Source organism: Qipengyuania profundimaris, from assembly GCF_030717945.1.
Taxonomy (GTDB): domain Bacteria; phylum Pseudomonadota; class Alphaproteobacteria; order Sphingomonadales; family Sphingomonadaceae; genus Qipengyuania; species Qipengyuania profundimaris.
Map to the genome: position 1 here is coordinate 126,641 of NZ_JAVAIM010000001.1, position 12,626 is coordinate 139,266.

Annotated in this window: 15 protein-coding genes; 3 read left to right on the top strand and 12 right to left on the bottom strand. The window is 64.7% G+C overall.

Annotated features, from left to right (window positions below; translation table 11 throughout):
* Positions 1 to 82: 82 nt before the first annotated feature.
* From Q9K02_RS00620 to glpX, 10 genes are all read right to left on the bottom strand, one after another.
* The gene (locus tag Q9K02_RS00620) at positions 83 to 985 is read right to left on the bottom strand and encodes a helix-turn-helix domain-containing protein (RefSeq protein WP_305931134.1); all 903 of its coding nucleotides are present in this window, start codon (positions 983 to 985) and stop codon (positions 83 to 85) included.
* Positions 986 to 1,069: 84 nt separating this feature from the next.
* Complete coding sequence (locus tag Q9K02_RS00625) at positions 1,070 to 1,960, bottom strand: helix-turn-helix domain-containing protein (RefSeq protein ID WP_305931135.1); 891 nt, start codon at positions 1,958 to 1,960, stop codon at positions 1,070 to 1,072.
* 87 nt (positions 1,961 to 2,047) lie between these two features.
* Positions 2,048 to 2,917 carry an AraC family transcriptional regulator gene (locus Q9K02_RS00630; protein ID WP_305931136.1) on the bottom strand — a complete coding sequence of 290 codons (870 nt, stop codon included), beginning with the start codon at positions 2,915 to 2,917 and terminating at the stop codon, positions 2,048 to 2,050.
* Positions 2,918 to 3,033: 116 nt separating this feature from the next.
* The gene (rplT, locus tag Q9K02_RS00635; protein WP_278329537.1) at positions 3,034 to 3,393 is read right to left on the bottom strand and encodes a 50S ribosomal protein L20; all 360 of its coding nucleotides are present in this window, start codon (positions 3,391 to 3,393) and stop codon (positions 3,034 to 3,036) included.
* A 32-nt stretch (positions 3,394 to 3,425) separates the two neighbouring features.
* Positions 3,426 to 3,629, bottom strand: coding sequence for a 50S ribosomal protein L35 (rpmI, locus tag Q9K02_RS00640; protein WP_278329536.1), 204 nt, complete (start codon positions 3,627 to 3,629; stop codon positions 3,426 to 3,428).
* 123 nt (positions 3,630 to 3,752) lie between these two features.
* Positions 3,753 to 4,505, bottom strand: coding sequence for an SDR family oxidoreductase (locus tag Q9K02_RS00645; protein ID WP_305931137.1), 753 nt, complete (start codon positions 4,503 to 4,505; stop codon positions 3,753 to 3,755).
* A 1-nt stretch (position 4,506) separates the two neighbouring features.
* Positions 4,507 to 5,265 (bottom strand): SDR family NAD(P)-dependent oxidoreductase, encoded by a 759-nt coding sequence (locus Q9K02_RS00650; RefSeq protein WP_305931138.1) that lies wholly within the window; start codon positions 5,263 to 5,265, stop codon positions 4,507 to 4,509.
* 25 nt (positions 5,266 to 5,290) lie between these two features.
* Positions 5,291 to 6,106 (bottom strand): inositol monophosphatase family protein, encoded by an 816-nt coding sequence (locus Q9K02_RS00655; RefSeq protein ID WP_305931139.1) that lies wholly within the window; start codon positions 6,104 to 6,106, stop codon positions 5,291 to 5,293.
* A gap of 49 nt (positions 6,107 to 6,155) precedes the next feature.
* Positions 6,156 to 7,091, bottom strand: coding sequence for a ribose-phosphate pyrophosphokinase (locus Q9K02_RS00660; RefSeq protein ID WP_305931140.1), 936 nt, complete (start codon positions 7,089 to 7,091; stop codon positions 6,156 to 6,158).
* A 157-nt stretch (positions 7,092 to 7,248) separates the two neighbouring features.
* Positions 7,249 to 8,223: a class II fructose-bisphosphatase gene (gene glpX / locus Q9K02_RS00665; protein WP_305931141.1), complete on the bottom strand. Its 975-nt coding sequence runs from the start codon at positions 8,221 to 8,223 to the stop codon at positions 7,249 to 7,251.
* Between the two features lie 101 nt (positions 8,224 to 8,324).
* Here glpX and Q9K02_RS00670 point away from each other — a divergent pair, with 101 nt between their 5' ends.
* Together Q9K02_RS00670 and Q9K02_RS00675 are read left to right on the top strand one after the other, a co-directional pair.
* Complete coding sequence (locus Q9K02_RS00670) at positions 8,325 to 8,744, top strand: hypothetical protein (RefSeq protein WP_305931142.1); 420 nt, start codon at positions 8,325 to 8,327, stop codon at positions 8,742 to 8,744.
* The gene (locus Q9K02_RS00675; RefSeq protein WP_305931143.1) at positions 8,741 to 9,337 is read left to right on the top strand and encodes a hypothetical protein; all 597 of its coding nucleotides are present in this window, start codon (positions 8,741 to 8,743) and stop codon (positions 9,335 to 9,337) included. Before Q9K02_RS00670 ends, Q9K02_RS00675 begins: the two co-directional genes overlap by 4 nt.
* On the opposite strand, the gene Q9K02_RS00680 is transcribed toward Q9K02_RS00675, so the two are convergent.
* Together Q9K02_RS00680 and Q9K02_RS00685 are read right to left on the bottom strand one after the other, a co-directional pair.
* Positions 9,291 to 10,601, bottom strand: a complete 1,311-nt coding sequence (locus Q9K02_RS00680; RefSeq protein WP_305931144.1) for a homoserine dehydrogenase — start codon at positions 10,599 to 10,601, stop codon at positions 9,291 to 9,293. The two genes, Q9K02_RS00675 and Q9K02_RS00680, sit on opposite strands and share 47 nt — an antisense overlap.
* Positions 10,602 to 10,728: 127 nt before the next feature.
* On the bottom strand, positions 10,729 to 11,568 hold the full coding sequence (locus Q9K02_RS00685; RefSeq protein ID WP_305931145.1) for a hypothetical protein: 840 nt from the start codon (positions 11,566 to 11,568) through the stop codon (positions 10,729 to 10,731).
* A gap of 369 nt (positions 11,569 to 11,937) precedes the next feature.
* On the opposite strand from Q9K02_RS00685, the gene Q9K02_RS00690 reads away from it, so the two are divergent.
* Positions 11,938 to 12,615, top strand: a complete 678-nt coding sequence (locus Q9K02_RS00690; RefSeq protein ID WP_278329526.1) for a TonB family protein — start codon at positions 11,938 to 11,940, stop codon at positions 12,613 to 12,615.
* Positions 12,616 to 12,626 lie beyond the last annotated feature (11 nt).

The window sequence follows — 12,626 nt, forward strand, 5'->3', positions numbered from 1 at the left end:
GCGAAATGGCCCCGGCAATAAAGATGAACGCGCCCTCTAGCGCCTTCGGGCACCGTTCCCAAGCCCCGATTGCCGCACTACCCTAGCCGGTGCGAGGGGTGTGGAGCGCCTGCATCGCAACCCCCGCAGCCTTGCTCGTCACCCGCACCGCGGCCGACACGACCGGATGAGGACGTTTGGCGTATTGTCCCGGGGTCATGCCCATGATGTTGCGGAAGTCGCGAATGAAATGCGCCTGATCGGTATAGTGGCTGTCGAGGCTTTCGATCCAGCGCATAGATGGATCCATCATATAGCGACCCAGGCTGCGCAAAAAACGTTGGCGCCGCCGGAGCACCCCCGGCGGGAAGCCGAAATGGCGTTTGCAGAACCGTTCGATCGCCCGCACGTTCATCCCCGCCATGCTGGCCAGCTGTTCGGTCGGAATCGGTCTTCCGGAAGCTATCGCGAGGTGGATTGCGTGGATCGTGCCCTCGCCGTCAATCCTGTCACCCAGAAGCGCGCGAAACGTCGTGTCGAACAAGGTGATCACGCCGCTATCGTCCAGCGTCCCGGACAGGACTGTCTGGAACACGGCATGCAATGCGTCCAGGTGAGGGTAGCAGCCAAGATCGTCGAAGCGATTGGCAAAATCGCTGGCCGGCATGCCGATGAAGCGGGCCCACCCTGCAGGCGTGAGGCCGACCCCCCAATATTCTCCCGACGACACCTGGACATAAGTGCCGCGGTCGGTCGAGCCGCTCAGGATGATCGGAGGGACCGGTTGGGGCTCGCCCGGTCCGATAACGGCGCAATAGTGATCGGCAACGCCGGTGCGCAGGTTCGCCTCCTCCGGCGGCATCCATTCTTCCAGGATGCCGCCGGCCTCGATGCGCGTGCAGTAATAGCCCGAAAGGAATGGCGCCAGGTCAGGTGGAGGTCCGGCAACGAGCATCGCGACCTGATCGGTTGCTGTCTCGACAATTCTCGTGGGACGGTCATGCATGGGCGCCTCGAAGGCCGGCTGCCTGCCAAATATTTTCAAGCTTTGCAAGGACTTGTTGGCGGTGGCTGCTTTGCGCCGGGCGGGTCAACCTTCCGGCGGTTTGTGCAGCACTTGCATCGCTTCCCCCGCGATCGCCTTGCGGGCATGCGCGGCGGCTCCGAGTACGGGGTGAGGCTGTTTGGCATAGGCGCTCGGGCTCATGCCCATGAAACGCTTGAAGTCCCGCACGAAATGCGCCTGATCGTGATAGTGACTGTCGAGCGTTTCGATCCATTTGAGCGAAGGGTCGAGCATGAATTGCGCGAGGCTGCGCAGAAATCGCTGACGCCGCAATAGCAGCTGCGGAGTGAAACCGAATACGGATTTGGACAGTCGTTCGAGCGTCCGAAGGCTCATGCCGGTATGTGCTGCAAGATGCGAAACCGTATGCACGCTTTTGTCCACCAAGGCACGTTCCAACCCGACGATGTCCGTGTCGCGGGACTGTGGGGAGAGCAACAGCGCGCGGATCGCGTCGGCAAGACAATCCTTGAATGTCTGCGGATCAGCCGGTTCGATCGCGAGACACGCGGTAATCGGAGCCAGCCGTGCGAGTGCGCGCTCCTGCGAGAGGTCGGCGAAAAGATCGGCATACTCGTCTGCCGGCTGGTCGAGGATCCGCGCCCAACCGAGCGGCAAGAGTCCGATGCCCCAGCTCTGTGCCGCTTCAGCGCGGAAGCGGGTTGCGCGGCTGGTCGGTCCGACCAGGATCGCTCGCGGCACGCGCTCCAGCCGCGCGTCACCGACCGAGGCTTCGATGTCGCCTTGCGTAATCAAGCGGATATTGGCCCACTCGGGATGCAGGGCATCCTCGATCGGTCCGGCCGGATCCGGGCTCACATCCAGCCGATAGATGGTAGTTACGAAAGGGCGCAGGTCTTCGGGCGGCAGGTAAAAGCGCACTTTGACCGCGCTGCCCAACGCAGAGCCGCTCATGCGCGGGGCCCGCCCATGCGCAGGATCGATGGCGTTCGGAACAACATCGGTACGGGCAATAGCAAAATGCAACCGCTTTGCGAGAAACTATCGCTGCCTGTCTAAGGACTGGACGGGCGATCCCCAGACCCTGCGTCGTTCGGCAGCGAAGGCACCGAGCACGGGATGCGGCATCGCCACATACTCGCTCGGGCTCATACCTATGAAGAATTTGAATTCGTGAACGAAATGCGCCTGATCGTGATAGTGCCGATCGATCACCGAGGTCCAGCTTCCGGGTTCCGTCAGAAAGGCGCCCAATGTGCGTACCAAACGCTGCCGCCGGAGCAGCACGCGCGGACTAAAGCCGCAATGGCGTTTACACAGTCGCTCCAGCGTTCGTTTCGACAGGTTCAGCCTGTCGGCGAAATCCTCGACATGGGTAAGGTAGGGATCGGCCATCGCCTCCTGTACGGCGATAATCCTGTCGGCGTCTTTCGGCATGGGCGCCGCCGTTCGCAATTGTTCGCACACTGACTCGAATTGCCGATCGAGGTCTCGCTCGGCGCAGCATAGCGTTTCGCAAAGCGTGCTGAGCTTGGCGAACGCCTCTTCGGCCTCTCCGTCGAAAACCAGGTTCACAAAATCGGCCGCCTCCGCGCCCACATAGCGCGCCCAGCCCAGCGGACTGAGGCCCATGCCCCACACTCGGCTCCGCCCGATCTCGAAGCGCGTCGGCTGTGCGCTCGGCCCGGTTGCCTGGAAGCGTTGCGCCCCGGCGGACCGCAGCGCAGCCGAGTCCGGTCCCGCGACCGTATCGCTGTAAAAGCGCATGTTCGCCCACTCGGGCAGCAACATGTCGACCACTCGCTCGCCGGGCGGAAGATCGACAGTCATGAGATAGATAGTGGTAAAGCAGGGAGCGATATCCGCCGGTGCGGCAAAGAATTGCACGTCGATCTGGCAATCGCTGGCCACTCGACACCTCCCTCACTGTATCATTGTAGCGCCGCGGAAGCATTCGACAAGTTGGAACGAAAAAGGGCGCCCGACCGGACGCCCTTTTTCATATAGACAATCGCTGGAAGCGAAGTTTACGCCGGCAGCGCTTTTTTGGCCTGTTCGATGATCGCCTTGAAGGCCGCGCCTTCGTTCATGGCGAGATCGGCCATGACCTTGCGGTCGAGCTCGATGCCGGCCAGCTTGGTGCCGTGCATGAACTGCGAATAGGTCAGGCCTTCGGCGCGGACCGCGGCGTTGATACGCTGGATCCACAGGGCGCGGAAGTTGCGCTTCTTAACCTTGCGGTCGCGATAGGCATACTGGCCGGCCTTTTCGACGGCCTGGCGCGCGACGCGAATGGTGTTCTTGCGGCGACCGCGATAGCCCTTGGCCTGGTCCAGAAGCCGCTTGTGCTTGGTGCGGGTGGTAACCCCGCGCTTGATACGTGGCATGCTGTTGTACTCCTAAAAAACGCAGACGGGCTTTAGTCGAGGCCGTAGGGGGCCCACTTCTTCACCGCTTTCCAGTCGTTTTCGGACAGGACGGTGGTGCCGCGGTTCTGGCGGATGTACTTGGCATTGTGGCTCATCAGGCGGTGACGCTTGCCGGCCACGCCGTGCTTTACCTTGCCGGTTGCGGTGATCTTGAAGCGCTTCTTCACACCGCTCTTGGTCTTCAGCTTGGGCATTTTCATCTCCTTTGCAGAGACACGTCCGACCAGCCCTGGCAGCCCTTTCGGCCAGACCGGCGGTGATTCACGTGTCGGTGAAGGGCGCGCAGATAGCGATTCTGGGCGGAAATGCAAGCGCAGTCAGAAGTGCGTGACGTAGCCGCCGTCGACGATCAGCGTGTGACCGGTGACGTAGGATCCGTCCTCCGAAACCAGGAATGCCACCGCACCGGCAATCTCTTCCGGCTTGGCCCAACGGGCGAGCGAAGTGCGGCGCGCGAGATGGTCGGCGATCTCGCTCGATTCCTCGAACCACTCCGCATTCGCCTCGGTCAGCACGAAGCCCGGGGCGACCGCGTTGACCGTGATGCCGTCCGGCCCGAGCTCCGCCGCGAGCGAACGGGTCACGCCGTCGAGCCCCGCCTTGCTCGCCGTGTAGGACGCATCGCCGCGCGCTATCTCGCTGGCGATGGAAGTGACATTGACGATCCGCCCATATCCGCGTGCGCGCATCAGCGGCACTACGCGCCGCGCAAGATCGAAGGGCGCGACGAGATTTGTGCGCAGCAGCCGCTCCATGTCGGCGCGTTCGATTTCGGCGAAACCGCGCCGGTCGCGTGCTCCGGCATTGTTGACGAGGATGTCGAGCCCGGTGGCTTTCTCGATTTCGCCAAGAGCTGCGATGCAGGCGGCTTCGTCGTCGACATCGAAGGTGAGCACTCGCGCATCACCCTTAATTGTGCCGGTCGCTTCTTCGAGCGCCGTCCGATCCCGACCGCCCAGCCAGACGATCGCACCCTCGGCCGCCAGCCGCCGCGCGATCTCCAGCCCCATGCCGCGTGCTGCGCCGGTTACCAGCGCGACCCTGCCGCGAAGTCTGCCCCCCAGATCCATGTCAGTCTTCGTAGATCATCTTGCGTGTCATGCCACCATCGACATTGATGTGCTGGCCGGTGACGAAGCCCGCGCCATGAAGGTATTCGATTGCCTCGGCGATGTCCTGCGGCGTGCCGACACGTCCGGCGGGATGCTGGTCGCAGTCCTTTTCGCGGTGGTTAGCTTCGCGTCGTTCGCCGGTCTTCTGCCATGGTCCCGTCTCAATCCAGCCGGGCCGGATGGCGTTGACGCGAACTTCGGGGCCGAGCGAGACTGCCATCGCATGGGTCAGCGCATCCAGCCCGCCCTTGGCCGAGGCGTAGGCGAAACATTCCGGCTCGCTCATCACCGCGCGCGTGCTGGAGATATTGACGATGCTCGCCCCGGTCTCGGCGCAGCGGAGCAGCGGCACAGCGGCCCGGCTGCACAGGAAGGCGGCAGTCAGGCTCGCATCGATCCACGCCTGCCAGTCGGACAACGCAAGGTCCTCCAGCGGCCCGCAATAGGGATCGGCGACGCCGGCATTGTTGACGAGGCAATCGAGCGCTGCGCCATCGAGCCAATCCTCGATCCGCGCGAAACTGCGCGTCACATCACCTTCCTTGCCGACATCGCACGTCAGCAGCAGCGCAGTATCGCGCGGCAGGGCTGACCGCAGTTCGGCCAGAGCTTCGGCATCCTTGTCGAGGCCGACCACCCGCCAGCCAGCCCCGTGAAAATGCATCAGGGTCGCCCGGCCGATGCCCGCGCCCGCTCCGGTTACGCAAATCGTTTTCATTGTGGCGGAACGTGCCGCGCCTCGCTCAGTGCCCGTCGTGATTATGGCTGTCGCTGCCAATACCGCCCATCGCTTCGAGCACATCCTCCAGGCGGGCGGGTTCGCCCAGCGCCAGCACACGGCCATCGCTGTTCGCGTCGAGCGGATTTCCCTGCCAGTCGCTCATCGTCCCGCCGGCGCCTTCGACCACCGGCACCAGCGCGGCAAAATCGTGCAGCTTGAGGCCGCTTTCGATGACGATGTCGAGATGGCCCGCTGCAAGCAGGCCGTAATTGTAGCAGTCCCCGCCATATACCGGCCACGGGCGCTGCGGATAGGCTTTGGCCACCACCCGCAAATAAGCGTCGACGTCGTCCTCGGCAAAAGCATGCGGGCTGGTCGTAGCGATCGACGCGCCTTCCAGCGCGCGGCACCGACGCGTCGTGACCGCCTTGCCGTTGAGCGTTGTCGGCTGTCCGATAGCGCCCACCCAGCGCTCGCCGAGGATCGGCTGGTCGATGATCCCTAGCACCGGCCAACCGTCCTGAAGCAGGGCGATCAATGTCCCGAAGATCGGTCGGCCGGCAACGAAGCTCTGCGTCCCGTCGATCGGGTCGAGCACCCATTGGCGCGCCGCGCCTTCGCGCACGCTGCCGTATTCCTCGCCGATAATGCCGTCATCCGCGCGTTCGGCTTCCAGCAGGGAACGCATGGCGGCCTCGGCAGCGCGGTCCGCTTCGGTGACGGCGGAGTGATCTTCCTTCTGATCCGCCTGCCAGTCCCCGCGGAACAGTGGCCGGATCGCGTCCCCGGCAGCGTCAGCCAGGCGATTGGCGAGCGCGATATCGTCTTGCATGTCCATACGGCGCCTTTGCAATGCCCGCCGCAGCGGTCAAGCAGCGCGTTCGGCGTCAGTCGAACAGCGAGCTGACCGAGCTTTCGTCGGCGATGCGGCGCACCGCCTCGCCGATCAGCGGCGCGATGGTGAGGATGCGGATGCGGCTGGAATCCTGCGCCGCATCGGTCGCCCGGATCGTGTCGGTGATGACCAGTTCCTTCAGCGCCGAGCCGTCGACCCGCGCCACCGCTCCGCCCGAGAGGACGCCGTGCGTGATATAGGCCGCGACCGAGCTGGCCCCCTGGTCGAGCAGGGCCTGTGCGGCGTTGCAGAGTGTGCCGCCCGAGTCGATGATGTCGTCGATCAGGATGCAGTGGTTGCCCTTCACATCGCCGATGATGTTCATCACCTCGCTCTCGCCGGGGCGGTCGCGGCGCTTGTCGACGATGGCGAGCGGCGCATTATCGAGCCGCTTGGCGAGCGCCCGGGCGCGCACCACGCCGCCAACGTCGGGAGAGACCACCATCAGCGCCTGGTCGCCGTAACGCGCTTGAATATCGGCAGCCATGACGGGCGCGGCGTAGAGGTTATCGGTCGGAATATCGAAGAAACCCTGGATCTGACCCGCATGCAGATCGACCGAAAGGACGCGGTCGGCCCCGGCCTCGGTAATCAAATTCGCCACTAACTTGGCCGAAATCGGTGTGCGCGGGCCGGGCTTCCGGTCCTGCCGCGCATAGCCGAAATAGGGCACCACCGCCGTGATCCGCCGCGCCGAGGCGCGCTTCAGCGCGTCGATGCAGATCAGCAGTTCCATGAGATTGTCGTTCGCCGGATAGCTGGTCGACTGGACGACGAAGACATCCTCGCCGCGCACGTTCTCGTGGATTTCGACGAAGATTTCCTCGTCCGCAAAACGGCGCACTTGCGCATCGACGAGCGGCATCTCGAGGTAGGCTGCGATCGCGCGGGCGAGCGGCAGGTTCGAGTTGGCGGCCATGATCTTCATTGCTGGCGAATCCCCGTCGGCTGGCAGTGCCACTCGCCTAGCGACACGTCATGGGATTGCAACATGGGATAGAGGGTTTTGAAGAGGAGCGGGTTGGCTGTGTGGGGGATTTTTGTTGCGTGCGGAAAGCGCGGATGCGCTTTCCGCACGCAGCCAACTACCCTACCTTGTGCTCGCCCTTGATCCAGCGAACTGTGCCGCTGCTGGCGCGCATCACCACGCTTTCGGTCGTCATCGTGCCGCCCCGGCGGTACTTCACCCCTTCGAGCAGGCTGCCGCTGGTCACGCCGGTCGCGGCGAAGATGCAGTCACCCTTCACCAGATCGTCGCGCGTGTAGATGCGGTCGAAATCCTCGATGCCCCATTTGCGGGCGCGAGCCTTCTCGTCCTCGTTGCGGAAGACGAGGCGACCGTTGAACTGCCCGCCGACGCAGCGCAGCGCGGCCGCTGCCAGCACGCCCTCGGGCGCGCCGCCTTGTCCCATGTACATGTCTATCGTGGTGTCCTCGTCGGTCACGGCGATCACGCCCGCCACGTCGCCGTCGCCTATCAGAACGACACCGCAGCCGATCCCGCGCAGTTCCGCGATCAGGTCCGCATGACGCGGCCGGTCGAGCACACAGACGATGATGTCGGCAGGCTTCACGCCCTTGGCGTCGGCCACCGCCGTGACGTTCTCGGTCGGGGTCTTGGCGAGGTCGATAATGCCGTCGGGATAGCCCGGCCCGACCGCGATCTTGTCCATGTATACATCGGGCGCGTTGAGCAGGCAGCCCTCGGCGCTGGCGGCCAGAACGGCCAGCGAATTCGGGCCGGCCTTGGCGGTGATCGTGGTGCCTTCGAGCGGATCGAGCGCGATGTCGATTTTCGGGCCCTTGCCCGGCGCGCCGCCGACCTTTTCACCGATATACAGCATCGGCGCTTCGTCGCGTTCGCCCTCGCCGATCACGACGGTGCCGTCCATATAGAGCGTGTCGAACGCCTTGCGCATCGCCTCGACGGCGGCGGCGTCGGCGGCCTTCTCGTCGCCGCGACCGATCAGCTTGGAAGCCGCGACCGCAGCCGCTTCGGTGACGCGGACCATTTCAAGCACGAGGATGCGGTCGAGCGGGTTGTCGGCAGGCGAATTCATAAGCGGTTCAGTCCCTGATAGGTGTATCGGACCCGGAAGTCGGGTGGAGCTTCGATCATGCAATCGTATGCGCGAGCGCCCGATAGACAGGGAGCCATGCATTGTCGAGACGACTGGTCGTGCTGACCCCGGTCCTGGTCGCATTCGCTCCCGGACCCGCCCTTGCGCAGGGCACGCAATCGGAAAGCCTCTCGGCAGACGAACGCGACTGCCAACGCAAACAGGAAGCGGCGCTTATCTCCGGCGAAATCGTGGTCTGCGGCGACCGGTCGGAGAATGACCGATATCGGCTCAGCCCGCCGGGCGAGGCGCGCAAACGCTATGCAGAAGAGACCATGGATCGCGGCCTCGGCTTGGCCCCCGATTTCAAACCACCTCCCTGCCGACCGAGCCTCTTGACGTTGTGCCCCGAGTTGGGAACCGCGGGAGACCGCCCGGTCCTCGTCGATTTCGACTCCCTGCCCGAAGCACCGGAAGGATCGGACGCGGACCGGATCGCAAAAGGAGAGTTGCGGCAATGAGGGGCATGTGCATCGCCTCCACCTTGGCTTTCCTCATGGCCACACCGCTCGTGGCGCAAGACAGTGAAGAGGCGCTGCCACCGCAGCAAGGCTCGCCTCCCGAACGGATCGATTTGCTTGCCGCAGCGCGCGAGGCGGACGAGCCGCTCGAGAACTGTAGCGAGGAGCAGGAAGCTGCGCTTCTGTCCGGCGAGATCATCGTCTGCCGCCGTCGCAGCGACCTCGATGAGTATGGCTACGACAAGGAGCGGGCCGAACGTCGCTACGCCCGTGAGACGATGAACAAGGGCAACCCAAGCGCGCCCGATGTCTTCGGCATACCCGATCACGGCGTGGTCGCAGCCCGGGGCTGCTTCATTCCGCCATGCCCGCCCTCGCCGGCCTACATCATCGACTTCGAGAGCCTGCCGGACGCGCCGCCAGGATCTGACGCCGATCGTATTGCGCGGGGGTTGCCGCCGCTGGGGCGCGACGTTGCGACGCCTGAAGCCGCAGCGAGAGCTCGCGCCGAGCAACTCGGCCTGCCGCAGCCGGACACCGACGAGGTCAGTTCCCCAGAATCGGCATCACCAGAGGATCCGCCGCAAGACTAGGCGATCCTTCGAGCAATTCGAGCGCGGCGGTCACGCAGCGTTCCGGCCCCTCATGCGTCACCATTGCGACCTGCACCTCGCCGCCGTCGCGATCGCGACCGCGCTGGATGAGGCTTTCGATCGAGACCCCCGCATCCCGCATCGCGGCCGTGATTTCCGCAAGCACGCCCGGCCGGTCGGCCACAGTAAAGCGGATATAGTCGCGCCCCATGCGCTCGCCGGGATCGCCCTGCTCTGCTGTAGCGAGCTGGTTCACCGGCACCGAGAAAGGAGCTCCGGCCTGCCCGCGCGCGATGTCGATCAGGTCGGCGACGACGGCGCTGGCCGTCGGCTTGTCGCCCGCGCCCGCGCCCTGAAACAGCAGGCGCCCGGAGAAATCGCCCTCTGCCACGACGGCATTGGTCGGTCCGGTCACTGCGGCAAGCGGGTGGCGGAAGGGGACGAGGCACGGGCGCACGCGCTGCAGCAACCGTCCGGTCGCCTCGTCGCCGTTCTCCATACTGGCGATCCCAACGAGCCGCACGACATAACCGAGCGCATCGGCCTGCGCGATATCGGTAGCGCTGACTTGGGTGATGCCACTGCACCGCACCGCTTCGAAATCGATGCGCGTGCCGAAGCCGATTGCGGCGAGGATCGCCAGCTTGTGGGCGGCGTCCACGCCCTCGATGTCGAAGGTCGGATCGGCCTCGGCATAGCCCTTTTCCTGTGCCGCACTCAGCATCTCGCCGAAATCGGCACCGGTCCGCTCCATCTCCGACAGGATGTAATTGCAGGTGCCATTGAGGATGCCGTAGATGCGAGTGAGCGCATTGGCGGCCGTTCCTTCGCGCAGGCCCTTCACCACCGGAATGCCACCGGCGACCGCCGCCTCGAAAGCGAAGGGCGCGGATTTGATCGCGGCCAGTTCGGCCAGCTCCATCCCGTGATGCGCCACCATCGCCTTGTTCGCGGTGACGAAGCCCTTGCCCGCATCGAGTGCGGAGCGGGCGAGCGTCAGCGCCGGTCCGTCCGATCCGCCGACCAGCTCGACCACGACATCGACATCCGCGCGGGTCGCCATGGCCTGCATGTCGTCGACCCAGGCGAAGCGGGAAAGGTCGACGCCGCGATCCTTGCCCCGTTCGCGCGCATTGACTGCGACTACTTCGATCGCGCGGCCCGCACGGCGCTCCACGACCTCGCGATTGGCTTCGAGCAGGCGAATGACGCCGGTGCCGACCGTACCGAGACCGGCGATCGCAAGGCGCAGCGGCTCAGCCATGGCTCGAGTGAGTCACAGTCAGGAGGGGGATATATGAGTAGAAGATCATGCGCTGCCGACTAGCGCAGCGCCGGGGTGCTTTGGAACCAGTTTGTCTTGCCCCGCGCCAAGGCGAAGCTTTCGGCCCTCAACTTGGTGAGCGGGTGCGCGGGCAGGCGCCCAATTGCTCGATAACCAGCGCGTAGTCCTGTTCGGCCAACTCACGGGCACGCGGATCGCGCGAGATATTGGCCTCTCCCGGCAACTCCGACGGCAGGAAGCAGGCGAGGCGATACCATTCGAGCGTGTCCCGGCGCGGCGGACGGGCGGCCTGGTCGACGATTTCGGTCCATGAAACACCCCAGCGCGGTGCCTGGTTCGGCCGCCGCACGACGGTCACGGAAACCGGCCCGTCGTTCTCGGTATCGAGGAACAGCTGGGTTTCGGATTCGCCGACCAGCGTCCCTTCGACTGCGAGCGCATCACGCACGCCGGTAACGCGTGGCGGGGCGTTTGGCGCAAGCAACGAAGCCAGAACCGACCGCAGGCTGTCGGCAAACGCGTCACTATAGGGGAACTGAGCATCGGCCTCGACCAGCTGGATTTCGGCTGGTCGGCCGGGCACGGTGTGCGCGAACAGGACGACGTCCTGCTTCTTCAGTTTCGGGGCCTTGCCTTTCTCGTCCAGCGGAAGATCGACGAGGTAGCGCAGCGATTCGCCAACCGGAACATTCCCGGCGATCAGGGCTGTAGTCTCCGCTTCGATGTAAAGCCGGACATGGCCCGGGGCGAGGCCCGGCGAGCGCTCCGGCTCGACCGTCGCCTGATCGCGGATTTTGGCACGAAGGACCAAGGGCGACTTGTCCGCCAGATCCACAATGTCAGCGTAGGTCAGCTGCGTTTGCGGCGCAGGTTCCTGCGCAGCAAGCGGGGTTACTGCCAAAGCGGCAGCGAGCGCTATCGGGGTAAATAAGGTAGATCGGATCATGATGTTTCCAGCTGGGGGAATGCCAATTGTTCGGGCGGGCGATTCGGTCAATGGCAGGCGAGGGCCCGAGGTTCCCTGACAGGTTCGGGGTAACGCACTGAATCGGTCCTTAACCGACAAAGCGTTTGCGGTGCGCGGGCATCGTGGGTAAGGGGTTGGCGGGCCCAAGCGATGATACATTGTTGCTTGGGGGAGAGGTCTTGGGGTTCTTTGAGGAACTTCGGGTCTTCTGCATCGCTATGGACCTCAGGGTCCATTAGATGTTCTGAATGAAAAACGAGGCAGCGGGTCGCATGCATGTTGCACCCCCGCATTAAGCCTCTCAATCCCGGCCTCGCACCGGGATGACCGATGGAGTGAAGCGACCGAATGGCATATGCTGACCAGGAGATGAGCGGCAATCGCATTGTCGCGATTATCATCGTTGCTCTCATCCATATCGCTCTCGGTTACGCTCTCATCACCGGCCTCGCATACAATGCGGTGCAGCAGGTGGTGGAGCGCGTGACCACGATCGATATCGAGGAGCCGCCGCCGCCCGAGCCGGAGGATGAGCCTCCGCCGCCACCTGAGCCCGATACGGCACCGCCGCCGCCGGTGGCGCCCCCGCCGCCGATCAGTATCGCGCCGGCACCGCCGCCGATCCGTACGCAGCAGACGATCCCGCCGCCGGCCCCGCCTGCGCTGCGCATCCCGCCGCCTGCGCCGCCGGCTCCGCCGCCGCCGCCGCCGGCTCCGCCTCCTCCGTCCAAGGCCCAGGGCGCTACGCCCCGTGGTCAGGCCGGCTGGGCGCGCCGCATCCAGTCGAACTATCCGCGCCGTGCGGAACGCGAAGGCACCGAGGGCAATGTCGGCGTTTCGGTGACGGTCGGAACCGATGGCCGCGTAGCCAGCTGTTCCGTCACCAGTTCGAGCGGATCGAGCGATCTCGATTCGGCCGCCTGCGACGGTATGACCCGCTATGCGCGGTTCAACCCGGCACTCGACCGGGCGGGCAACCCGATCACGGATACCTATCGGACGACGATCGTCTACCAGCTCAACTAGGCTTTCCCGTC

Excerpts from the sequence above, each read along its gene's own strand:
- Q9K02_RS00620 (WP_305931134.1), bottom strand. The coding sequence starts at position 985 with ATGCATGACCGTCCCACGAGAATTGTCGAGACAGCAACCGATCAGGTC.
- Q9K02_RS00625 (WP_305931135.1), bottom strand. The coding sequence starts at position 1,960 with ATGAGCGGCTCTGCGTTGGGCAGCGCGGTCAAAGTGCGCTTTTACCTG.
- rplT (WP_278329537.1), bottom strand. The coding sequence starts at position 3,393 with ATGCCACGTATCAAGCGCGGGGTTACCACCCGCACCAAGCACAAGCGG.
- rpmI (WP_278329536.1), bottom strand. The coding sequence starts at position 3,629 with ATGCCCAAGCTGAAGACCAAGAGCGGTGTGAAGAAGCGCTTCAAGATC.
- Q9K02_RS00645 (WP_305931137.1), bottom strand. The coding sequence starts at position 4,505 with ATGGATCTGGGGGGCAGACTTCGCGGCAGGGTCGCGCTGGTAACCGGC.
- Q9K02_RS00650 (WP_305931138.1), bottom strand. The coding sequence starts at position 5,265 with ATGAAAACGATTTGCGTAACCGGAGCGGGCGCGGGCATCGGCCGGGCG.
- Q9K02_RS00655 (WP_305931139.1), bottom strand. The coding sequence starts at position 6,106 with ATGGACATGCAAGACGATATCGCGCTCGCCAATCGCCTGGCTGACGCT.
- Q9K02_RS00660 (WP_305931140.1), bottom strand. The coding sequence starts at position 7,091 with ATGAAGATCATGGCCGCCAACTCGAACCTGCCGCTCGCCCGCGCGATC.
- glpX (WP_305931141.1), bottom strand. The coding sequence starts at position 8,223 with ATGAATTCGCCTGCCGACAACCCGCTCGACCGCATCCTCGTGCTTGAA.
- Q9K02_RS00675 (WP_305931143.1), top strand. The coding sequence starts at position 8,741 with ATGAGGGGCATGTGCATCGCCTCCACCTTGGCTTTCCTCATGGCCACA.
- Q9K02_RS00680 (WP_305931144.1), bottom strand. The coding sequence starts at position 10,601 with ATGGCTGAGCCGCTGCGCCTTGCGATCGCCGGTCTCGGTACGGTCGGC.
- Q9K02_RS00685 (WP_305931145.1), bottom strand. The coding sequence starts at position 11,568 with ATGATCCGATCTACCTTATTTACCCCGATAGCGCTCGCTGCCGCTTTG.
- Q9K02_RS00690 (WP_278329526.1), top strand. The coding sequence starts at position 11,938 with ATGGCATATGCTGACCAGGAGATGAGCGGCAATCGCATTGTCGCGATT.